17 protein-coding genes are annotated in these 24,380 nt (G+C 41.6%); 3 read left to right on the top strand and 14 right to left on the bottom strand.

From position 1 onward, the window contains the following. Positions 1-2 precede the first annotated feature (2 nt). The 9 genes from AC04NP_RS23215 to AC04NP_RS23175 all read right to left on the bottom strand — a co-directional run bounded on the left by AC04NP_RS23215 (position 3) and on the right by AC04NP_RS23175 (position 16,844). Positions 3-3,299: a DUF5107 domain-containing protein gene (locus AC04NP_RS23215; RefSeq protein WP_482862359.1), complete on the bottom strand. Its 3,297-nt coding sequence runs from the start codon at positions 3,297-3,299 to the stop codon at positions 3-5. Positions 3,300-3,360: 61 nt separating this feature from the next. After that, the gene (locus AC04NP_RS23210; RefSeq protein ID WP_482862358.1) at positions 3,361-6,207 is read right to left on the bottom strand and encodes a sugar-binding domain-containing protein; all 2,847 of its coding nucleotides are present in this window, start codon (positions 6,205-6,207) and stop codon (positions 3,361-3,363) included. Positions 6,208-6,296: 89 nt separating this feature from the next. Continuing rightward, positions 6,297-6,449 carry a hypothetical protein gene (locus AC04NP_RS23205; RefSeq protein ID WP_482862357.1) on the bottom strand — a complete coding sequence of 51 codons (153 nt, stop codon included), beginning with the start codon at positions 6,447-6,449 and terminating at the stop codon, positions 6,297-6,299. 384 nt (positions 6,450-6,833) lie between these two features. Beyond that, a complete protein-coding gene (locus tag AC04NP_RS23200) occupies positions 6,834-9,416 on the bottom strand; it encodes a NosD domain-containing protein (RefSeq protein ID WP_482862356.1) in 2,583 nt (860 codons plus the stop codon). 224 nt (positions 9,417-9,640) lie between these two features. Beyond that, entirely contained in the window at positions 9,641-13,057 is a 3,417-nt protein-coding gene (locus tag AC04NP_RS23195; protein WP_482862355.1) for an endo-alpha-N-acetylgalactosaminidase family protein, read from the bottom strand. Positions 13,058-13,226: 169 nt separating this feature from the next. After that, entirely contained in the window at positions 13,227-15,638 is a 2,412-nt protein-coding gene (locus tag AC04NP_RS23190; protein ID WP_482862353.1) for a glycoside hydrolase family 95 protein, read from the bottom strand. Positions 15,639-15,804: 166 nt separating this feature from the next. Continuing rightward, positions 15,805-15,969, bottom strand: a complete 165-nt coding sequence (locus tag AC04NP_RS23185; RefSeq protein ID WP_482862352.1) for a hypothetical protein — start codon at positions 15,967-15,969, stop codon at positions 15,805-15,807. 401 nt (positions 15,970-16,370) lie between these two features. Continuing rightward, complete coding sequence (locus AC04NP_RS23180) at positions 16,371-16,571, bottom strand: hypothetical protein (protein ID WP_482862351.1); 201 nt, start codon at positions 16,569-16,571, stop codon at positions 16,371-16,373. A gap of 45 nt (positions 16,572-16,616) precedes the next feature. Beyond that, on the bottom strand, positions 16,617-16,844 hold the full coding sequence (locus tag AC04NP_RS23175; RefSeq protein ID WP_482862349.1) for a hypothetical protein: 228 nt from the start codon (positions 16,842-16,844) through the stop codon (positions 16,617-16,619). Positions 16,845-17,070: 226 nt separating this feature from the next. On the opposite strand from AC04NP_RS23175, the gene AC04NP_RS23170 reads away from it, so the two are divergent. Both AC04NP_RS23170 and AC04NP_RS23165 read left to right on the top strand, forming a co-directional pair. Next, complete coding sequence (locus AC04NP_RS23170) at positions 17,071-17,490, top strand: helix-turn-helix domain-containing protein (RefSeq protein WP_482862348.1); 420 nt, start codon at positions 17,071-17,073, stop codon at positions 17,488-17,490. Between the two features lie 27 nt (positions 17,491-17,517). Further along, the gene (locus AC04NP_RS23165; protein ID WP_482862347.1) at positions 17,518-17,784 is read left to right on the top strand and encodes a KilA-N domain-containing protein; all 267 of its coding nucleotides are present in this window, start codon (positions 17,518-17,520) and stop codon (positions 17,782-17,784) included. A 104-nt stretch (positions 17,785-17,888) separates the two neighbouring features. Here the strand turns inward: AC04NP_RS23165 and AC04NP_RS23160 are convergent, their stop codons facing one another. After that, positions 17,889-18,248, bottom strand: a complete 360-nt coding sequence (locus AC04NP_RS23160) for a helix-turn-helix domain-containing protein (protein ID WP_482862346.1) — start codon at positions 18,246-18,248, stop codon at positions 17,889-17,891. A gap of 534 nt (positions 18,249-18,782) precedes the next feature. Here AC04NP_RS23160 and AC04NP_RS23155 point away from each other — a divergent pair. Beyond that, positions 18,783-19,007, top strand: coding sequence for a transposase family protein (locus tag AC04NP_RS23155; RefSeq protein WP_482862425.1), 225 nt, complete (start codon positions 18,783-18,785; stop codon positions 19,005-19,007). Positions 19,008-19,493: 486 nt separating this feature from the next. On the opposite strand, the gene AC04NP_RS23150 is transcribed toward AC04NP_RS23155, so the two are convergent. The 4 genes from AC04NP_RS23150 to AC04NP_RS23135 form a co-directional block, all read right to left on the bottom strand. Next, a complete protein-coding gene (locus AC04NP_RS23150) occupies positions 19,494-19,877 on the bottom strand; it encodes a hypothetical protein (RefSeq protein WP_482862345.1) in 384 nt (127 codons plus the stop codon). Positions 19,878-19,937: 60 nt separating this feature from the next. After that, entirely contained in the window at positions 19,938-22,250 is a 2,313-nt protein-coding gene (locus AC04NP_RS23145; protein ID WP_482862344.1) for a galactosyltransferase-related protein, read from the bottom strand. 2 nt (positions 22,251-22,252) lie between these two features. Next, positions 22,253-23,128: a glycosyltransferase family 10 domain-containing protein gene (locus AC04NP_RS23140; RefSeq protein ID WP_482862343.1), complete on the bottom strand. Its 876-nt coding sequence runs from the start codon at positions 23,126-23,128 to the stop codon at positions 22,253-22,255. Between the two features lie 210 nt (positions 23,129-23,338). Then, positions 23,339-24,380 (bottom strand): beta-barrel domain-containing protein (locus AC04NP_RS23135; protein ID WP_482862342.1); only part of this gene is annotated, 1,042 nt, incomplete at its 5' end.

Below are 24,380 nucleotides of genomic sequence, written 5' to 3'. Positions count from 1 at the left end.
ACTTAAATGTTCAATAAATTCAAACCTGTATAAGCTCCCTGGTGATTGATGTCTAAACTGATGACGGCATCGAGTTCTTCGCGAGTCTGTGTGGAATTACCCAGACCGAGATAGCCTAAGCCCATCATATACCGGCAATGTATTTCGTTACGGATTTGTAAGTCTTCCTCCCAAATCAGCAAATCGGGCATAGAAACTGCGAAATAATCTATCTTTACTTCATCGGGCAAGTGCTTTTTCCCGAAATCCACAAGTTTCCCGAACCTGTTTTTCGCTTCATCACACGCTCCCAATTTCATCAATGCTAAGCCCTGATAGAAAATTTTGTCAGGCTGCTGGTCATTGTAAAACCAGGCCGCAGCAGGTTCGGATAAGCCCCGGGACGCCTGCTTCCAGCATTCACTGGCTTTGTCCTGTTCGCCCATTCCCTGGTAAGCGCACCCCAGCCAGTAATCAATATCATTTTCCTGTGCTCCGTGCAGTTTTCCTTCTCCCAGGTTATGAGGATAAACTTTTGATTTTTCCAGATAATCAATAGCAGTTTTGTAGTCAGCGTTTTGGATAGCCTTTTTGGCAATTTCTACGAGACTGTATATATATTGCCCTGTTACTTTTCCTTCTCCGCCTTCCCATGGGTGAAATATTCTGTTAGAGATGAGTTGGTAGGCTTTTTCGTATTGACCTGTCAAATTTTGCAGGGTGATGTATTCGAGCAAGGTGTCATCACGCTCTTCCATTTGAGCGCTGTGCTCTTCCAGGAAACTGATCCGATGGTCATGGTCTACATTCAATTTTTTGTACAACTGGTCAAGCTCCATCAATATCCTTGAATCTGTAACATCTAGTGCATAAGCTTTTTGGAGCAGTTCTTTTGCTTCTTCTTTTTTACCCAATTTATTGTAATATGCCAGGGCAAGGTTTCTGAGCGCTATTGGGAAAGTAGCATTGATCTCTATGGATCTCTCCCAGCATTCTACCGCGTTTTCTACCTGGCGAGAAGCATACCAAAAGTTTCCTAAATAGTAATGGGCTTTATCACTTTTCGGGTTCAATTGTATGGCACATTCGAGCGCCGGCACTGATTCCAGTTGATTGGGGAAGCAGTAATCCGGTGAGCATTTTTCCGCCTCTTCGAAGGCTTGTTTTGCCAGGTCGATTTGTCCTTCCCGGAAATGAATCCAGCCTTTATAGTAATAGGCAAGTGGATAAACTGACTTTTGGCACTCGATACCCCATTCAAGCATATTTATAGCCTTATCGTGCTGGCCAGCCCAGGCATAGTCCAAAGCGTATTCGATGTAATTGTGAATATTGCCTCTCAACAGGTACTTCATTTCATCTAATACCGCCTGGTCTGAAGTCAGCAGGAATTTTTCATACCTGATGCCAAAATTAAACTTGTCAAGCTCCAATGATTCGTCAATGAACTCTTCGGCCTGTATTTTCTTCCCTGTTAAATTGAGAATCATGGTTTTGATATGCCTGGCCTTGTGGTTGTGCCCGTTGCGGATAAGGGCTTTGTCTATATTTTCCAGTGCCAGCTCCAGGTCGTCATGGATACAATCCAGCAGCGCTATTTGGAAATAGCCGGCAGCCATCCAGGCGTCATTCCAAACGGATTTGTAGAAGGCAGCGTACGCTTCTTCGTCCTGCCCCAAAAACCGGCAGGCCTGCCCCAGGTTGAAATAAGCCTCTCCGTCATAAGGATTAGGGTTTCGTTCGGTCAAGGTATCAATGGCTTTTTGGAAATGTCCTTTCGCTTTCAAAAATTGTCCTTTTCTAAACAGCCAGAGTCCCATTGCATTGTTGTTCCTGGCATCTCCGGGATCACGTTTTAGTGCTTCCCGGTAGTACTTTGCAGGATCAAAGGTGGCATGTCGGTACTGCTCCAGGTGCAGGCCGGTAAGGTAAAGTTGTTCATTAGAATCCATTTCATGCGGCTCTTTTACTGCTTTGGCTGCTCCGGGAATTGGGCGATCCGCTTCCTGTTTAGCCTGCCAATCGACCAGTACGTGTCCTTTTTGATCCTTTAGTGTTAGCCTGACTTCATGTAACCCGATAGCCGGATCTATTTTTACCTGTTGATCGTAACTCGTTCCGGGATGAAAATCATAGTGTTCTTTGAACAGCAGGTCGTCATTCTTCTCTACTGTAATTGTCGAATTTGGATAAACTGCCGTGGTATATGCTTTGATGGTCAGCATACCGTCTGCCAAATCAACATTGAGCAATGCTTTTTTGGTAGCGTTTTTCACCACTCCTACATCGCGGTAGGGCATAAAGTATTGTGAAAAAGTTTTTTCTTCATAGGGCATCAACCAGGAAAAATCAGGCTGGTTATCCGTATAAACACCACACATTAGTTCGATGTATGGACCATCTTCATTCGTGAGATTTCTATCCCAGGCCTTTCCGAATTCTCCATTACCCCAGGTCCACTGTTTTTTTCCCGGAGATACGTGATGGTTGGCTACATGCAAAAGCCCTCCTTTACTGTCGTTTTCGTAGCCTCCTACAAAATCATAATCAGAATGGATGGCCATGTAAGAGGTGGGTACAGGTATGTTTTTATACCTGGAAATATCCGTACCCGGGGAATAGTCCACCTTGTAATATTCTCCTTTGGCTATGGGAAATTCAGAAACATCTCTTTTTCCATGATCGAAAACCGCGTTTACGTCAGGAGGGAAAACGGACTGGTAATGGTCGTTTACTTTTACGGCCGGATTGGCCCACCACAAAAAGGTCTGGGGTAGGGATGTCCGGTTGTACAGTTTAACCTTGATTTCCATATAGGCCTTATCCGGGTGCAGCGTGAAACCGGCCATGCCCTTTGTGCGGAACATACGTTCTACTTCACTGCACCATACGGTTTTACTTCCGTCTTCATTGTTTTCAATAATATAGTCTACAGGGTCATAAGTGCTGGGACGGTGATGTTGTGGCCAGTTGAACTCAATTCCCCCGGATATCCAGGGGCCCGTAAGCCCGACCAGTGCAGGTTTAATCACCTGGTTGTAATAGACGAAATGACGGCCTTTCATCTTATCATAGGCCATTTGCACACGTCCGCCCAGTTGGGGAAGGATCATTATTTTCAGGTACTCATTTTCGAGGTATACTGCCTGCCATTCTTTGTCTACTTTTTCATCAGCTATCTTTTCGATGACGGGATGTGGGTATACCGAACCGCTGCTTCCCTGGTATACTCTTTTTTCTAAGAAAATAGGATTTTTTTCCGGCTCTCCTATTTCATAGGTAGGGATGATTACTTTTTCTTCCCAGGCTTTTACTTCCATTCTCTTTTTACTTGTTTTAAAAAATACGTTCTGATTTTTGTATCGATTATCATTATCAAAGCTATTTGACCAATGCCTTTAATTCCGCTAAAGGGATATTGGATTTGGGATCGAATTGAGGCGAACTCATATAGGTCGTTAAACTTTGCACCAGTTGCCGGGCTTCCGGTCTTTCGTCTATTCCTGTCAAAAGATCAGCGCCACTTACAATAATTTTTCCGGAGGAGGTATTGGCTTCAAATACAAGTCCCAGGCTTCTGTTTTCAAACCAGTCGTCAATGATGCGAACGATTGGTTCTACTTGTGCTGAAAAATTATCCATTATGATGGCCTGACCGTGGTGCATGGCATCCCACCATTGCCAGTTGGAGTGGTATTCGGTGGGGAATGCCTTCAAAGCATCATGTTGAGGATCGCATAGAATCCCCAGGGTGTGTGGCGCCTGCCCCCGGGTCCAGGCGGTATTCCAGAAAATACTTGAAAAGCCTACCGCTATATCTCCACCGAACTCAGCGCTCAGATCTCCTTTTTTCAGGCTCCATAATACATTGCCTCCTTCATTCAGCACCCGGATGGCCTTTTTATCCAGGGAATTGGTAATGTATACCTTCTCGTTCGAAGTTGTGGACTTTTTTGGGTATACCCAAAAATCCCAATGGTTTGTGTATTGATTTACAGATACTTCCAGGCGCATTTGTGTTGGTTCTTTGATCTTTTCCAAATCAAAGTTAATACTCCCCAGGTGCTGACCATTGTCTACGATCAGTTTTTTCACATCAAAGCTCCCTGCTTTGATGTGATTTCCACTGTTATCTTTAATGCTCCAGTCAATACCGGGTGATTCCAGGGGGGCTGCCCCAAAATGTGCTACTTCTATTTCTGCGACAAACGCTTCGTCATTGGTAAATACACGCTTGCCCATCCTGGCCAGCGGCACAGTCTGATTACAGAATCGACTGAATTCTACGGGCGTGATGTATCCTTTTTCTTCCCAGAAAGCATCCAACACACCTACCAGGGCCGTGCCCTGCCCGGGGAAATCGTGCAAATCGAGTAGCTGAAACCCTGCAAAACCGGGCGTACGCAGGGCTGCTTCTACCTCTGCTTTATAGCACAGGGCTTGTAATTTGCCGGAAGCAAGCAAGAAGCTATCTGCTAAATGCCCTAGCTTATTCTCTTCCAGCGTTTCCTGAAATAATTCGAAATTCTTAGCTTCTAATACCCCTCCCGTATACTTTTTGATTTCTTTGAAATTGGGGTATACACACCATTGTCCTATTTCATGGCTCACGTAGGGTATTGTGGTTTGCTGTACTATTTCTTTAAAATCGTATGCCGTCTGAGGAGGTTCTTTATTGATGATACTATTAAGGCCTTGCCCCCAACCTTGAATTCTGGCATCAGGCAGATTATGAAAATCATTTTCATCGATAGCCGGCCAACCGGCCCCTCCGGTATATACCCTTCTATTGTCTTTATTTTTCATAGTAGTAACCCATTCTCCCAGATACTTTTGCTGATTACCACCCGCAGGCTCATTGCCATAGGCCATCAAACAAAATGAGGGATGGTTTCCATAAGCGTCCAAAATCCTGTCTGCTTCCTGGTACAACCATTCATCAATCGGTTTTCCATCGCCTATGGACGAGCCGCTGTTGGCCCAACTGCCACATTCCACCTGCAGGTAGATCCCCACCTGGTCGGCTGCCTCGAATGCAGCTTTAGGAGGACAATGCGAATGAAAACGTACATGATTGAGTCCGTGCGATTTGCAGGTATTAAAGATCCTGATCCATTCATCAACGTCTGTTGAAGGATAACCTGTTTTTGGGAATATAGAGCTCTCCAGCGTCCCCCGTAAAAATACGGATTTGTCATTTACCCGGAACCTGCTCCCATTGGCCTTGAATTCACGCATACCAAAGTTGACATGCTTCGTATGGGGCCCTTCTTTCGAATTTAAAGCGACTTCCAGCCGGTAAAGGTTAGGGGTAAATTCGTCCCATAGCAATACATCCTCTCCCATCTCGAGTTCGACACTCACTTTGGATATGCCTGTGGCTACCTCTCCGACAGTGATATGAGTACCTTCTTTATGGTTGGCTTTTGTATTGAGGCTAATGGCAGAAACGTCCAGTTTTACTGCTTCTGCCGGTAAAGTGGTTTGGTTATGAATAGAAACGTCTACTACTGCCTTTTTTTCTGACAGATCGGGGTATACTTTGACGTCTTTAATGTAGACGCGAGGGCTGTTTGCTAACTGAATGGTGCCGACAATCCCATTCCAATTGCTTTGGGTATGGTCTGTAATACTGTGTGCATTTATCCCCGGGTTGATCTCTTTGATCCTATTGTCAACCCTGATGGTCAGGGTATGTTTTCCGGGTGATAGCTGCGTAGACAATTCATACTGATGTGGCGTTGAAAGGCTGTTTTGCATACCGACTTTTTGGTCGTCTATCCAGACCTGTGTTTCCCAGTGGCACCTTTCAAGGAGTAGCGTGATGTTCCTGTCAGACCAGTCACCGGGTATGTCTATTTCTTTCTGGTACCAGGCGGCTCCTACATAATGTGTCCTGGGCTGTAACCAAAATGGTATTTTAAAATTTTCCGGTTCACGGTACCTGGCGTATTTTTCTTCGGTAAAAAATGATAAATCCACGATCTGCCCCGTCCACTTTGTTTCAAGTGACACCGGGTTCCCTTTTTCATTGGTGGTCATAGAGCCGGGTAAGGTTACCTGGTCGGTCAGTTCCCTGGTAAACCATCTGTCGCTGATTCCCTGATCCAGGGAATCTATTTGGAACTTCCATGTACCGGAAAGGTCGACAGTTTGTTGTTCCGTTGGCGATAACGAGCCGCACGAATATATTAGTGAGATGACAAATATCCAGATTGAGGCTTTCATTGTTCGATAGGTTTAAATGTTCTGTATGCTTAAAGATCGTGATTTGGTGATGGCAGATTCTATCTGTGCCAGGGATTTCCCTTTGGTTTCTACCAACTTACTTTTGATGTAAAAGAGGCCTGCCAGGCAAAGTCCTGCAAATAGCCAAAAACTACCCCGTCGTATCCGCAAAGGAAACCACCCAGTGCCGGGATTAGGGAAATAACTACAAGATAAAACGTATGTGATTTGTGTTTTTCCATTGTAAAAGTTGTTTGTGTTTTTTACAATCTTAGCAGGGATCGTTGGCCAATTTATTAAATGACCAAAAAGAGATTGCTACAAACCAATTATCCATTTTCAAATCTAACTACACCGCATAGATTTGAAAATGGACAATTATTTTAACTACATAGACTATTCTCTTATTTTTGCGGCGTGTACATCTGTTAGGCAGGTCACAAATCAATAATTAATTCATCAATGATCAATTCAGGGGCTCCTTTATTGCCATGCTTGTATAAAAATATAGAATAATCTTCTTCTTAATATTAAAATTCATCATAAGAATAACACGGCCATAGAGCACTAAATGAACGTAGCTCTTCTAAACATTTTTATACATCCTTCCTTTATTCGTTTCTAACTCACTCTGTTATTTCACCCGGGTTGTGAATTGTAAGATTATGCGCTGGGGGATTCCCATCGACCCATAGTTGTAGCTCATTTGGGTATTCCCTCAATACATTTTTTAGGTTTTCAATATTCTTGATTTCCCTTCCGTTTGCCTTCAAAATAACATCACCCGACCGGGCCCCATCGTTAAAAAGACTACTCCCTGAAGGAACTATGACGAGAATTACACCCTTGATATCGTCAATGCCCGCCACGGATTTTTCCCCCTCTGTCGTCATTGACTTTATGGTTGCCCCCATCCATTTGAACTGTTTTCCTTCATTAATTTTAGCCATCCTTAGTTTTAAAGGCGGTACGAAATGGCTATATGCAGCTTTTGCTTCTTTATTGAATGCAGGTTTAGTCACACCAAAATTGTCAAGGGCAAACTCTTTAAAGCCGAGCTTAAAAGCAGGAGATTTCTTGTTCAACTTAAAATTACCTGACACTAAGTCCATAAAAAGCGGGTCGGCAATTATTGAAGACCTATCGTGTCCTTTTTGCTGCCATTCGCCAATTGTCATCTTTGGTAAGTAGCCTTTCTCAACCTGCCCGTTAAGAGCAAAAATTCCTGACTCTTCTGATATTGGATAATATAGGTTTGAGTCAATTTTCTTTATCTGGGACGGTTTAGCATGTATTCCCATAAACAGCTCGTTGCCACTTGTATTTACGAATATGTTGCGGATCATTACGTCCTCTGTATTGTCGAAACATACGTGTTTACCTGGCGGGTATTTCCCGATAAAAATATTATTCTCTACTGTCCTGTAAAACCCTTCCCTGAGTTTAATACTGCAACCAATGGTCAGGTTATTATAAATATGGTAATTTGATGACCCATCATCGAGATCTATTCCCCAGGAATGAGATGGTATTGTATGGGTAAAACGATTGTGCCTGATAATATTTGTTTTATATGTATCGAGCTTGCTTCTATCATGTGCATTTTCGTCACCTTTCTTTATTACGCCATGCATTGCCATTGTCCAATGCCTGTCCCTTCCCCATGAGTTAAAAGGACCATGGTCGGCCGTGGATAAGACTGTATGAAAAACATCATTGTTTTCAATTACATTTCCGCCCCAACATCCATCGTTTATGCATATACCAGCACGAGGCAGGTCATATATAGTATTATGGTTTATTGTATTTTCGGCACACATGGACAGTAACACCCCGGCTGCCTGCTTTTCAAGCTCCCCTGCACGAGTAATAAGGTTACCTTCGATAAGACAATGTCGTGGATAGTTCCCGGTTTTGGGCCCGGGAATGGTATCTGTGCTGGGTTTCCTGTCCCTTAAAGGTTCTTCCCATTCTTTATAGGTCAGCTTATATCCCCAATTTGAGGTTAAATCTTTTGTGAGGCTGTTATCCAACACATTACACCAGGGAGAGTCCCTCATTGCATCCCTGCTCCCTACCAAGACAATACCGTTGGCCTGGATGTTTTCGAACCGGCTCCCTGATATAGTTGAGTTTCTATTGTAGTTACTCAACATTATCGCATTGCCGCCAATATCCATGAAGCTGCAATCTGAGATTTCACATTTTTCTGTACCCTCCATAAAAACTGTACCACCCCTGTGTATGACGTAATCACCAACAGGAAGGTGTTCATCGGTTAAATACCAGGTAGAACGTGTTTTTTCAAAGTTGATATTATTGAATTTTACATGCCGTACCGGATTTTGCATGTCTCCTTTAAATTGTACCAGACTGGCAAGTCTCGGTACTTCGAATGATGAATAGTTTAGGTCTATCCCTTTTGGTGGATAGAAGTACAGTAGTTTTGTTTTTTTGTCCCAAAACCATTCTCCGGGGGCATCTAGCTCTTCGAATACATTTTCAACATATCTGTCTGTCTTGTGCAATTGAGCCTTGTTGTACATCGTTGAGGTATTGATAGAAACCAATTCTAAGTGCGGAAAGCCATTTTCTGTCATACCAGTTATTTTGTAATGGATACTCCCCCATTTGCCATGTTGCAGGCCATGCACATATGCTCCGGCAGGTGATTTCCATTTGGCAATACGCGCTCGACTCAAACAGTCCATAGCAACTCCTCCAAAGGGTCTTTCGCCTGGAACCAGGTCAGGGTATCTTGCCAGAGGGTAAGGGGCCCCATTTACATATAAGGTCCGGGGAGAAAAACCCTGATCTATTATTAATTCTACCCTTGCAACAACAATATTATTGTTGTATGTCTCCCATTTGGGGGAAAGCTGTTGACTCCCGCTAAATACCACTTTTTCATTTTTATATGCAGTATAAACCACCGGGATTCCATTTTCTCCGGAATCACCTGAAGTGATCACCAAAGGTTTCGAAAAGCGGTATACTCCTTCCCTGAAAAAAACAGTAATGGCTAAAGGTTTTTCCTTTAGCAGCTTCCGTACCTCATCACGGGCGCGTACTGCTGTTGCAAATGGAGTCTCAATTGTACCGGTATTATTATCATTGCCTGAAGGAGAAACAAAAATTTCCACTTTTTCCTGTTGCCTTTGAGAACAGGAAGTAAGAATAATCACTAACATTAAATATGCTACTTTCATTTTAGTTGAATTTCTAAATTGATTTGATTAACGAAATCTGGTCATTCTAAACAGGTGCATTTACAATTTGTTTAGGGGGCAAGGGCCATAGTTTTGTGTGGTGCGGCATTATGTTTTTGGGCCACATCTGAAAGTTTAAACTCCCATTATTTACTCCGCACTTCCTTTATCAGAATCCCATATTGCATTGAGATGGAGGATAATTTCATTTAGCAGGTCACAAATCAATCAATTATTAATTCATCAATTACCAATTCAGAATCTCCTTGCTTGCCGTACTTGTATAAAAAAATAGCATAATCTTGTTTATCAGCCGTAGTAAAAGAACGTTTAAAATTTCCTGATTTATTTAAAAATTCATCAATAACCCCGGGTTCATCCCCTCCTTTAATACTTTTAATCACTATGCGGTATTTTTCAGGCTGATCCACCTGATATTCAAAGCTAATGGTATACTTTTTATTTGATTGGAACCTTAAATTACAAGGCAAAGTCTGTACCATCAACCCATTGGGATTACTCGATGAGATTTTTAATGAAAAATTACCGGACAACACATCGGTGGTATACCCTTCATTTTTTTCGGAAAGATGGGCCCTTATCGATGGGTTACCTTGAATGAACGGATAAATGCCTTCATCAATATTTTCAAAATTTTCATAAAAGTGGTGTTCGGTAGTTGTAATACCGGAAAAAGGGATTACCCTTACATCATCAAAATGGACGAAACTCTTTTCACTTCCGGAAGACGCTTTTAGGTACAATGTGGCCTCTGTCTTATCTTTTGGCATGGTAAAAAGCACTCGCATCCGCTGATAATTTCCATTTTTCTGAGATGAGATGGTGTTCTTGATGCCTTCTGTTAGTAGATAATTGCTGACTTCCGGGCCTCCGTAACCTGCTACACCAATAATCGCTTTTCTACCGGCTGCCACTTCTGCCCAAACGGAAGCGGCATACGTTTTTCCTTCCTCCAGCCCAGTGATTTTTTGGGTTACGTAGACTTCATTGCCACTTTTTCCTTCTACGTTCAAATAGGCATTTCCGCTGCCCGATGTTTTAATGGTAATGGTATTGCGCTTTTTGGATTTTTTGTCTTTTTCCCAATGGGCAAACCCTTTGCTGTCAAAGCCCATATCCTTTACCAGGCTTCCTTCTCCCCATTCTACTTTGTATACAGGCGCTGATCTCTGTTTGTATAAAACATAGGGGGTCTTGTTTTTCAGATCGAGCGTAACTTTTCCGGTATTTACTTCGACCATTTTCACAAATTTTCTCCCCAGGTCGGTCAGCTCATAAACTGCAACGCTGGTTTGGGCATCCCAACTTCCGGGGAGCTCCCAGGTGTTGTTGCTGCCACTGGTATTGTAGTAATATATTTTGGTTTCCTCTGCCGGGTTCCAGGGGATAAAAATGTCCCTGTCGCGTAGAATTACCTTGTTGTCTTTTGTAACGACGGTTTTGCCATCGACTACCATCGACTTGACATTGTCGGTAAAGAGCGCTTCCTTTTCCGTCCATTGCATTACCGGAAAATGCATCAAATACCTGTATGGCAATTGATGGGTCATAAAACTGTACATCAGTTTTGTGATATCGGATACCCTGTAATTTCTGCTTTCATAGCCACCGAGTAACAAGGGATCTGTTTTGTAGCCATCTTTATGCTGATGATGTACAAAGCGGGAAATTTTGCTTTCCCCTCCGGGGGCGTAATGGACCCAACTGGCAAAACGATCCCAGGTATCACTATCTTCAGTATAAATGGCCCAGCCCATCTCATGAAGCAATTTCGCGGTATAATCGGCAATCCATCGTTCCTCACGGTAGGTATCCATATAGACAATATTCAGTTCCGGAAGGGTATCGCGCAGTTGCCGGAGCCGTTTTTTAAAAGTACCATTCAGGATATCCGGCTCGCGTTTGATGAAGTAGGATTGGTCCCACCACTCCCATGCCGGGATATCGGAAACAATTTCCGGGTCAAAGCTTTTGGCTTCAGGGTATGATTCCGAATGGTTGATATGCAGGCAAATATCTGCATTGTAGCGTTGCGCCCCGCGGAACAGGGTCCTTAAATCATCGAGCCCCCCGGCACGTCGGTTAAAATTATTGCCGTAATCAGGGTGTGCACTGTCATGTCCCTCGGACTGGTATCCCTTGATCTGAAATATCTGCCCGAAACCATCGGTATAGAGATTGACCTTTTTAAGGAGGTCCAGCCATCGTAGAAAGGTATAGTTGGTCCTGCTCCCCGAGGTCATATCCAGGTGAAAAAAGCTGTTGCGCAGTTTTTCGGCTCCGTCCAATTCGGAAATGTTCTCCCGCAAAGCAATGGCGCCATCCTGCCAGTTCACCCGGTTATCGGCATTCATATCCGGGGCAACCCAAATCTTTGCCCATGGAAGTTCCGTTATTTTGTTGTCCAATCCCCTGTAAATCCAGTCGCTATTCCATATACCGGTGATAATTTCTTCACCCAACTTCCGGCTCCGGTATCGAAACTGTTGCAGGTTCTGTGTTACGTTGTTGTCAATGGTGACGGCCAATTCATCAGTATTCAAAATTACGATACCCCCGGTATGATATAATTGGTCTATGCCTTTATCCTTAAGTTCATAAAAAAAGTCTTTGTAGTGATTGTTAACCCTGAATATATCTTTGACCGTAAGGTCAAGAACAAGCTTTGACACACTTAGGCTACTGCCTGATTGGGAATGTTTCACGGAAGCCATGTTGTTAGCGGGAAAGCCTATGGTTTTTACCTTTGTATCGCCTTTTTCCTCTATTTGGGTCATTTGCATGGCCAATGAGTTGCCTTGTACGGTAAATTTCAGGTATATAGTTACCTCCAGTGCGGGAATTTTTAATTGGTAATTAATCGTATTGTCCGAAGTTCCTACGACTTCTACCTCAGGTCGATAGTCATACCCATTGATCGTGATATAATTGCAGGCTTCACGTTGCCCGTATAGTTTCGCAGTATTTTTACGCCATGTATATTCAAGAATCCTTGGGAATGAACTATCTAAAATTACATCCATCTCCCGGGATGCTATTTTGATATTTTCAATGGGAAGTTTAGTGGCTTCCAGGGGGTAGCAAGGACTATAATGTATATTTTCAATCTTCATCGCACCTCCGTTCCAAGCTCTGAACCCTACTTTTCCGGGATTGTCATAAGACGCCGATTTTGGTAAGGCTTTGCAGACAACTTCTTCTCCTTCTACCCAAAGGGTAATAATACCTTTTAAATATTTTATTTTGATCCTGCGTGTTAAGTTCGCAAAGGGCTTGTTGATATCTTTTGCAAAAGCTGTTGTTCCTTTGGGAGTGGTGATATACCATACGGCTCTGCCAAACAGATCCGCGCTGATGTCACATCCCAAATAGATCCATGATTCAGGAGACTGGTAACGAATCAGCGCCCCTATATGACCTCGAGCGTTAAGCGGGGTCATATCGAACTCAAAGATGCCATCTGCCAATAATGGCGCCTCCTTTAATACATGCATTATTTCTGTTGAATCGGATCTAATGGTAAGTGCTTCGCTTTGCCGGGCCAAATTCCTGTGTTGACTATTCGTATGAGGGCTCCAAAACAGGGCAAATCCCAATAAAATAATTATTAATCGTTTCATATATATTCTTTAATTTTTAATGGTCACATGGAATCTTACATTAAAAAATCATCCTCGGTTGGAGTAAAATCGAGTCCGAATTTTTAATGTCGATTTCATATACTTAAAAGCTTTATATCTCACCGATTTTCAAATAACAGTAATGCTTAGCAGCCTGCGGCGTCAAAAGCTACATTTGTTTTAAATCACCATTTAGCATGATCTTGTCTCCCTTTGAAAGGTTAAGGTTTACAGTTTGATCCTTATATTTAAGGGTTGCCTGTTGCCCAAAAACAGCGGTCAGCTCAACCTGCCCCAGCTTTCCATCCTTCCATACCATATCTATTTCAAATCCACCGCGAGCCCTGAGCCCTTTTACGGTTCCATCGTTCCATTCTTTGGGTAAAGCAGGAAGCAGGCGGATGATACCTGCATGACTTTGGAGTAACATCTCTGCAATACCTGCTGTTGCACCAAAATTTGCATCCATCTGAAATGGCGGATGCAAGCCAAACAGGTTGGGTGAAGTGCTTTTGGATAATACAATATTTAAACTTTCTTTAGCCTTTTTTGCTTCATAAAGCCGGGCATACTGGCTGACCAGCCAGGCAGCGCTCCAACCCGTATGGCCACCGCCATTGGCAATCCGGTAGTCGAGTGATTTTTTAGCTGCCAGGGCTAATTCCGGGGTTTGCTCAAGGGTAATCTGAGATCCGGGATGCAAAGCAAAAAGATGCGATATATGCCGATGCCCGGGCTCTTGCTCCGGAAATTCATGCGCCCATTCCATAAGACGCCCATCCGATCCTATTTTTGGCCCTTTGAGCTTATCTTTGGCTTCTTTTACCTGTAAAGTAAAATTATCGTTTAAGTTCAGCTCGTTTGAAGCATAAAGAAAATCTGTGAAAAGCTGCCAGATAACTTGTTGATCATGCGCAGGCCCCATGCTAATTTGGCTTTGGCTACCATCAGGGGCCAAGAAAGTATTTTCAGGTGAAACGGCTGGTCCTGAAACTAACTCGCCTGTAACGGGGTCTGCAACCAACCAATCCATATAGAATTGCACCGACCCTTTTAATACGGGAAACATTCTCTTCAGAAACTCCCTGTCACCTGTAAACGCATAGTGTTCTCTAATATGAGAGCATATCCACGCTCCTGCCCCCGTATGCATCCCCCAACTAGCCGCTTCTCCCGGTGAAGTGTACCCCCATACATTAGTGATCGGATGGATCACCCAGCCTTTATTACGATACTGAATTTCAGCGGTTTTCTTCCCTGGCTCCACGAATGACTCAATCAAATCGAACAGGGGCAAATGCATTTCAGAAAGATTAGTTGTCTCTGCCAACCAATAATTCATTTCGACATTTACATCTGTATGATAGTCTCCATTCCAGGGAGTTTGTATTTTATTGGCCCATATTCCTTGCAGGTTTGCGGGGAGTGTTTGCGGCCTGGATGAGGCTATGAGCAAATAACGTCCATACTGAAAGATTAATTCTACTAAATGAGGGTCGGACTTTGTTTTTTTAAAGTTTTCAACCCGAACATCTGTGGGTATCTCCGCAGCGTCAACCTGGGTAAGGTCAAGGTCTACACGGTTGAAAAATTGCCCATATTCATTTTTATGGTCCTTCAATATCTTGTCAAAACCCTTTTTAACTGCTTGTTCAATCCTTTGATTTGTCAGCAATTCATAGTCACGGCCGGTGTAATCAGGGTAGCTAAGGCGATAATCAGTAGAGGCCGAGAGAAACAGGATTACTTCATCGGCATTTTCTACGGTCAATTCAGAGCCGTCATAATTAACTTTTCCATTTTTGCTAACTGCCTTTAATCTTGTCATGTATTTAAGTCCATCGCCACCTTTTCCATTTGAAAGCGCTCCGGACATAATTAACTGATTATTTTCCGTATAGGTACGATACCGCTCAGGACGGGTCATAGAACAAGTGAACGATATTTGACCAGGTTTATCAGCTGTAAAGCGGGCTGCCATTATCTGGTCAGGGCTGCTTGTGAAAATTTCCCTTTGGTAATTCACACCGTCCTGGGAATAGTTAACCCGTACTATGGCATCTTCGAGATCCAACTCCCTGCGATAGTTTTGGTAATCCGGTTTTTTGCCTGTATCGATCCAAAGGTCGCCCAGTGTTTGAAAACATCCGAATGGTACTTCGGCACCATTACCAAAGCCCGACCCGGCGCCTTTGCATACCTGGGTGCTGTTGGTTAATTCGGTCGCCTCCTTGTATTTTCCTTCGAAAAGTAACTGTCTGATTTGATCCTGCGCTTTATACGCATTTGGATTATCATTATCATCAGGACTGCCCGACCACATGCTTTCTTCATTGAGTTGGATGCGTTCACGATTGACATCACCAAAAACCATCAGGCCCAGTGAACCATTACCCAACGGTAAAGCTCTTAGCCATTCAGGATCATCTTTCCACCCGTTTGGATCATCGCTGATCGAGGCGTCAGCGGGTTTGTCATACCAAAGCTTTAATTTTTGGGCATGAACATTATTGTATAAACTAAATAAAACCCAGATCGGGAGTATGGTTACAAGTGAAGAGCGTAATCTTTGTATTTCCATTGTTTTATATTGGTTTTTAAAGTCGTACTTCTTGGAAAGCGTATAAGATCCGGGAATATTTTCTTATTCAGATTTCTTATGTTCATTTATATGATATGGCTTTATGTTTCATTTCTTGTCCCATTGCAGGATTAGTGTATAGACAAAATTATTTGATCCATTAAGGTCAAACAATGGAATAATTATTTTGTATCTGGATTATTCTCTTATTTTTGCAATACAAACTGATTGCCAACTTTATTTCTTCCACTTTTCTTACTTCCCCTCTGATGATCAATCCGCTTTCGTAAGGCATTTGGGCTTTAAACGCTCCTTTGCCGTTACCGGTCATGAACAATCCACATTTTTGTATTTCATTGATAAACGTACCCTCATGGTTCTAAAAATGGTGACGGGCATCCTTTTACCTGTTCATAGGTTATATTGATAAATTTCACATGATCCGTTGAGCTTTCATTCCTGAACAAAAAAGATTTACCAGACATTAGGCAGCTTCTGAGCGATATGATTGTTCAAGTATTATATGACATCAGAAATAAAATAGAAAAATCCCTATGTTATGATAAATATTTAACCCGTCCCAAACCGGATCTTTAGTTTTAATTATGATTCACATTTAGTTCTATCAAGGTAACAAAATCAGCGACCTGTTGCCCTGCAATATATCTTTTGAAAAACCTGTGTATTAGTGTGGTTTACCGGATGGATACATTACAACTAAAAAGCCGAACTCTAAAACCTTATTTCTTTGAACACTATGGCTGAAATTAGTGTACTGAAGTCCAAGAAGCCAGCACAGGAATCAACTCCTTTATTTTCCGGGTCATTGGTGAATTTCACATTTTTCAATTCTGATTTAATCAAGAATATGGTAAGCTCAACCTTATGAGGAAGATTAATTAACTGTGGGGATTCAGATATTTCAATTTTCATAGCTTTGTGATATTTATTTTGATCCTTTTAACTAAATTTTCATAATCAGGTACATAAGTTTTTTTGCTGGTATAGAAGCCTCTTATGCAATTCCAAGTCCTCCAACAACTCGTAAACCGACTTTAAATTAAACATCAATTCCAGGCTGCAATCATGAATTTCGATCTTGTTAAGCACCCGCAGGATGCCATTTTTGTAGTCGCATAATTCCTGAGTTCCCGATATCGGGATTTTAATCTTTAATTGATTTTCTTTTTGATTATATGCTATCATGACCTATAAAATTGGTTAAAACGATGATAGTTGTATTTTACAATCATTTAGATTGTGTCACACTAATTTCTGTAATTAAACAATCAAAGGAGGTGAGATAATATGTGGTTTCCTACCACGAATTGATGTAACTTACCACATGGCAGGGTATTAAACATGATTTGCGGCTTGCATATACAGATATGCGAGACTTTGCAAGCAAAGTGGAAATTAATATATTTGGTTTATGGAACATAAAATTAAACAACCATCAAAACACACGGGAAGAAATATCGGCCGGATGCGTGAAATGTTAGGTATTAAACAAGATGTGGTTGCCGATAAACTGGGCCTCAGCCAGCAAAAAATATCCAAAATCGAGCAGAGTGAAACCGTTGATGATGATACCCTGGAAAAGGTGGCCGAAGCGTTAGGAGTAAGCAGTGAGGCAATTAAGAATTTTAACGAGGAAGCTATATTTAATATAGTTGCTAATACAATTACCAATAATGATCAAAGTGCTGTTGTCAATTACTACCCGTCGTTTAACCCTATTGACAAATGGTTAGAAGCCATTGATAAAATTGAAAAATTGTACAAGGAATTGCTAAAAAGCGAAAAGGAAAAAGTGGCGATCTTGCAGAAGATTTTGGATGAAATGAAATAGGGTTACTATTTAACATGATGGCGAGCTATGGCTAGGAACAAGAAGATTACCATAGAAGGCACGGAGATAGCCATTCTTTCTCAAGATACTGACGATTACATTTCGCTCACTGATATGGCTAAAAGCCAACTTCAGAAGGTTGTAATCATCAAATGGCTTAGTTTGAAAAATACCATTGGGCACCTTGGTGAATGGGAGTCGCTGTATAATCCGGGGGCATATATCACTTCAAAATGTGCCACTCGTATCACTCAACTTGGTTCTTCGTCAATTTTGGTAAAACATATTAAATAATTACACTTTCGGGTTATCACCAACCAATCCGTGACTTTTTTCAAACCTAATACTAATTTATAGATTTGGGCTTTTTGATAAGAAATCCCATATTCTTGTTTTATTCATTTGGATAGTAGTGGGCCAGTCCATTTTCCGGAATTAAAACCATGGCTCAGGGGTGATTCATTTAAGTTCAAGTTCCTGACCTTATTCCGTTTTTCGTCGAACGGTAAAGCTTTTCTGCCACGTCCTTTTTTGTCTTTTAATCCTTTCAACCCCTCTTTTTCAAACCGATGGATCCAATTAGTAATCTGTTTGAAACTTACATGGTGCATTTTGGCCAGTTTCCGGCTGGATAGCCCTAAAGCTACTTGGCACACAATATATAATCTCAAACCGACAACATAGGATTGGTTGCCCGTTAGTAGCTTTTTAATCTCTTCGGCGGTATATCCCTTTACTTTAAGTACAGGTTTTCCCATGTCAATTTCTTTTTAATAACCGAATATATAAATTGTATGTGTAATTATATAATAGCCCACACGATCACTAATCGCTACCATAAGGAAATAACACAATTATCGATCCCTGGTTTCAGTCTGCGACTGAAATCTAAAATGGGTGAAGTTTGCAACTTCAGTAAGCAAACGCAAGTTAAAAACTTGCACCATTTTTAAGCTTAAGTTAAACACTTAAGCCAGTTCTAACAAATGATTTTATGAGATTTAATATATTGATTATCATATAGTTAAACGAAGTTATATGAAAGCCCCCATGATCCCTGATCGCTACCATAAGGAAATAACAGAAAATATAAAACCTGTGATGGCGCGAGCGTCTCGCTCGTGCCCCAACGGCGTGGAGAGCACAAGCGAGACGCTTGCGCTAGTTGTTTTATTAAACATAATGTGCTGATTATCATAACTTTAATGCTTGCTATATGAAAGATAATATATGATCATACCTCAATTTATATTGCCTGGCAATGTCCGGCTAAAAGCTGACTCAATTGTTTTATAACATACAGCCGTTTCCTTATCAATGCCTTTGCAAGTCAGCCGGGGTCATGTTGCCCTCTTTGCAGTAAAATTAGCATTAGAATACACAGCAAATATCTCCGAGAGTTATCTGATCTTCCTATATCCGGGTATTCAGTCTGCATTAAATTGATTTCCAGAAAGTATTTCTGTGATAACAGCTTGTGTCCGAGAAGGATTTTTACCGAATGCTTTACCTATTAAATAAATACTTACAGCAGAAGGCTTGTGCGCTCTAATGCTTGACTTTGCAAGAGGGAATGAGGTTTGGAGGCAAACCCCTAGGCCAAATTTTTCCTTTGGTATAATAAGAATAAATATTTACAAAACCCTCTTTACCTTTTAGCGCCGGAAATTTCCCATTAAATTCCGGGAATCCCTAATGGTTGTAAGGTATGCTATCATTGTCCATCTTAATGATAACAGCCGCATTACGCTCTTTCGCAAACAGGTATCCAATGATTTTCTGGCAATAATGATTTTGGGGAGTAATTTTGCTATTTTGGTCTTTAATTGTTGTTGAAGGGAAATGAAGGTACAGTCGTGATAGGTCCAATGCCCCGCCGTTTTTAGATCACCAATGACAACGATAGGATGCCCTTTCAACCTGGCCGGTTCCCTCACCGTTTTCGCAGGAGGATTAATGGTGGTTAAAACAATATAGGGTTTGTAGGTCGGTGTGGTACATGACTAGCTGTTGAAAGGATCGTTGGTTTGTATCATGCTGCCGATAATTTTCTTCCACTTGCATTTTACTTCATCGTTTTGTCTTTTGCTGAATTCACATAGTTTCGCGTTCATTTCAAAAAAATCTGCTTGGTGAAGTTTTACGGCTAATTCTTCCAGGCTATCAAAGGTTTCAACGGGCCATTGATACCATTCACATAATTCCATCCAGTATTTCACAGAGGCAAAATCGAAGTCGTTGTTCGGATCAGGCATTTCAACTGCTGCCGGGGTAACGTCAGAGCGAAGTGTTGGGTAACGAACATTCTTGCGCTCTACCAGATTGTAATATTCTATATGCCACCTGGCCATTAATGCCGCACTTGGAAAGAACAACGGAATCCCCATACTTAAATATTCTACAATGGCTCCGCTGTAAACAGCATACGGAATGACGATGATAGCCTTTCATTCGCATAGATCCTTGTATTGATAAAAGGCGCCCGCATGTTCGGCAATTGTTTTAATGGAATATTTAGATTGTTTTTCAAAATGGTACTTAATCTGTTCTATGATCCTGTAACCTCCCGAATAATGCCTGGAAGGTCCTATTAGGACCGTGTTGTTAACAGGCCGATAGCGGTGTGTCAGGTAGTTACCGCATAAAGGAATGGTATCAACGTCTTCTCCCGTAAAATATTTAAAGTACTGGCTGTCATAGGCATTGGAAGAAACAACAGTTAATTTTCCGCGGTCTTTTAATGACATTAGCTCATCCCTTAAATGGATTTTCTCTTTCATACCGGTAGGAATATTTCCTTCATATCTGAAGCTCATTTGCAGGATAATCGGTTTATCACATTTTGATACGGTATGTACCAGGGCTGTTGAAAAACTGCACCAAAAAAAATCGACGTTTCCCTGTACCCAATCATAATATTCGGATTTAAATCTTTTTGACAAGTTTTCAAAATGATGGTAATTGTAAGGAATTTCTATGTTTTGGCGGGTAATAACTTTAATACCAGCAGAAGGATCCTGGCTATAAAATAATGGCCAGGATACTGATAGGCAGAAATCATGAAAGCCGACACCCATAGGATCTAACTGCTGTTTAATGCTTTGAGTTGTAAAGACATGGGTATCAGATGCCCAAGCCCTGATCAATTCTTTTTCAACGGCATTTTTGTGAATACTATTACTTTTTCTAACCGGGACCTTTTGATTTGGTAAGGGGTCGCTTTCTGCCATAATCTGCGCTTCGTTTAGCGATTGTGCGTCCCGGTTGTTGACAAGGATCTGGCCCAGCCTGCCACTGTCATGCCAATTTCCCCATTGTGAGGGGTCCCTGTGGAGCTTGTGGCCGTCTCTGGCTGCTAATAATGATAAAACCGATTGATCATGCCTGTGTTTCCTGAATGATGGAAGTTCACTTCCAAGGGTACCCGCAGCATTAGTCAGGATATGATAATTTGTGCAGTATTTAAGATACTCTTTTACAAACGATATGCTTTTACTGTTCTTCTGATACAATTGATAACCTGCGGAACATTGCAAAGTATGATAGTACTTTCCCTGATCAAGGTTCATCAAGGCAAAACAGTCGCTTTTTGTCCAAATACCATTGCGGTGTCTTTGATTATCAAATAGTAATATCCCTCCCTTTTTAGTGCAAAACTTAAATAAGTGTTCAGGAGATCTGATAAAGCGACTTGAAGAATCAACATAGAAACAGTAATCGCCCTCATTTATTTCATTTAAGGTTTTCAGAATTAAATACGGTTTCCACAGCCAATAGCCAAACCCTTGCTTTTCGGTGAAGATCGCAATATTTTCTTTGAAGAAATCCGGTTCAATGTCTGTCTCGTTATAGCTAATTACTTGGTCAAAATAAAGCAGGGCACTGTCCTCAAGCCTTTTTTGTGCCCTGCGAAACGGCTCGTTCCCGAATGATATCAGCATCTTCCTGTGCCTGTCTTTGTTAATGAAAAAATTTGCTGCAGGATGTTTTTTATTGAGTCTTCCGAATTCTGATTGAGACTCCTTGCAAAGTCTTAAGATATCCTCTTTACTGTAAGTAAAGTACGCCTTCAAAAGTTGAAGATTTTTTTGGTAATTTGGCTGTAAGTACCCCTCATTTTCAGGCCGCTCATGCCATAAATGAAAGGCGTTCGCCTCGGCCACATATGCTTTTTCCAACAATGGTATTTTAAATCCGGACATGGCATCATCTTCTCCTCCCCAGCCAACAAAGCGTTCATCGAAACCCCCGATTTGTTGATAAGCGCCTCTGTTAAAAACGGTAAGTGCGGAACAAAAAGAGATACTCTTCCTTGTCTTTCGTTTCATGGAGGTGATCTGGTTTAAAGACAGTGTACCTTTCAAGATCATGGTAGATTCTTCCTGTGTCAGGTCAATTAGCTTATTAAATGGTTTAATGGCATCATAGTTGTATTCTTCCAGGCAAAGTGTAAAGCTGTCCATTAATATTTCCGGATCGATGATCACGTCATTGTCGGCAAATGCTACTGCTTTTCCTGAAGCATATCGAAATCCGACATTGAGTCCCCAGGCCCTGTTGAACAAGCCTTCATTATGGGCGAATATATGTTTGCAGTTGGTGGGCAAAGCATCTTTATTTATTTTTTGTGTATTATCCTGTTCTACCAAAATGATTTCAATGTCCTCTTCTATTGATGAAATCCATTTCAAAATAAAATTGAGGTTGTTTTTTCTTGAAAGCGTACTCTCTCGATGTGTAATCACATAAGAACATTCCATGGTCATTGATTTAGGTAATAATTGTCGATCGCATCACAAAGCCGCTTGAACGGATGGATTTTTTGTTCATTAAGCAGTCTTGTAAAGGGAGGATTGAATGGTTTATTTTTCCATTCAAAATATTCCAGGTAGCTCTCGTCATCCCTGTCCAATTCCCGAATATAGTTGGCAAGGCTTTTGGCGCCGTCAAAGTCAAGAACGTTGATAAAACTCTTAGCTCCGGGGGCAAATGCTTCCACATTGGGCGCTCCCAAATATATAGGCACCGATCCTGCCGCAAGTGGCTGAAAGAATTTTTCAGTTACATAATCCCGGGAAATGGAATTCTCGAAGGCAATAGTGAATTTATAGCCGGTTATTAGCGACTCTTTTATCGAACAGCTATTGTCGTCTCCCGGCAGGTGGGAATTATTGAAAACCCTTCCATAGGAATCAATGTCCACGTAATCCATTAATTCCTTCAGATATTCCAGTCTTTTACTCTGGTTAAAATAGCTGGATATGAAGGCATTGATCATTTTGGTTTTTGCAGCCGGAGGATTCCTGAAAGACCTTTGATATCGTTGGTATAAGTAAGTATAAGGCACATCGGAATCTAAGCGGTAGGTCATTTTTAAGTCGAAATATTGCATAATTTCATCGTCCTTCAAAAAAGGATAGTTCACATCACTTTCGATACACCAGGCCACCCATATTTGATCATTTGGCTTATATGCATACGGGATTTGATACAGATCCGGAAGATGAAATACAATGATGTCAGCGGAACCATCCACGGACTTGTCAGTAGTAATTCGGTAATGTTTGCTGATGGTCTTCGGGACATCCAGTGGAGCGCCGTACATGGTATTATAAAAAAGTATCGTCCTGATAGTCATTAAAATTTGGGTTGATAGTATCACAGCCTCAACTTTGCAAGTTCGCATGCTCTTTCACCGCCAGGAGGCTATTACCGGAATAATTTCTTTGAATTTTTTTAATTTTTTGGGGGGATTCAATGATTTTTATATGACCAGATACCTTATTTCAGGGTTACTTTCAATTTGCAGGGAGGCCAGTAATTGAATAATGATATCAACTTCAGTGCGCTAACTATTAATTAATGTTCGCAGCGGATTGATAAACCTGTATATCAAGCGCGTTTCCTCGGTAATGATATCGGCTGTGCCGTCCATTTGTTGTATGAATTTCAGGGTTTCTTTATAGGTGGACTTCATGCCTTCCTCAAGTTCAATCTCTGCCAAATAACCTTCCTGCTCAGGCACCAATGATATAGTATTTACCCGGCCGGTCAGGATCCCATATTCCATATAAGGAAATCCGGAAAGTTTGATATTCACCTTTTGTCCGGTCTCCACCTTTCCAAGACCTGAAGAAGGAACAAAGGCCCTGGCGATGATAATGGTCTCTTCATCAGGAACAATAGTAGCCAGCCTCTCGCCTGCGTTAATGACCTGATTTTCGCTCCAATAGTTGGTCAGGGTAATTTTACCTTCTATAGGAGAGGTCAGCACATAATTTTCAAACCAATCATTGATTTGTGACTGGAGTGTTACTAACATCTCATCCAATTCACTTTGATACCTCTTTAAATCATTCACCCGTGTTAGTCTCAATTCTAAAAGACTTTCTTTTAGCTGTAACAATGACACCTCCACATTGCTGACAGATGCCTCAAAAGACAACATCGAAGATTTTTGCCCAAGGAACGTTTGCAGAGATCGTTCATATTCCATCTTAATGATTCCGTATCCTCCCTTGAAAAAAGCCATGGAATCCTCAGAAAAGATCCTTTGAGCCACCTCAAACTCCCGATGTTTCAACACCCATTGTTTTTGGATCAGGTCATATTGTTTTTCCTGGTTTAAGATCCTGGCCTCCAAAAGGGTTGTCTTTTTCCCGATCAGATCCTGTTCCAGATAATGGTTTAGATGATCGAAGCGCTTCTGAAAATTTACAAACGCATTTTGTAGTTTCCCTAATCTCAGTTGATCAGGAAAGCTGACGGCCTTAACTTCTTCAGTCCAATTTCCAGTGAAGCTTCCGAGCAAATTATTAAGGAGTTGCATGTGCGTATAATCAGCATCGCTTTCAAGCAGGGCCACTACGGTTCCGGGGTGTACATGCTCG

The organism is Agaribacillus sp. DX54 (assembly GCF_056858335.1).
This window is presented reverse-complemented; position numbering and strand designations above follow the sequence as displayed.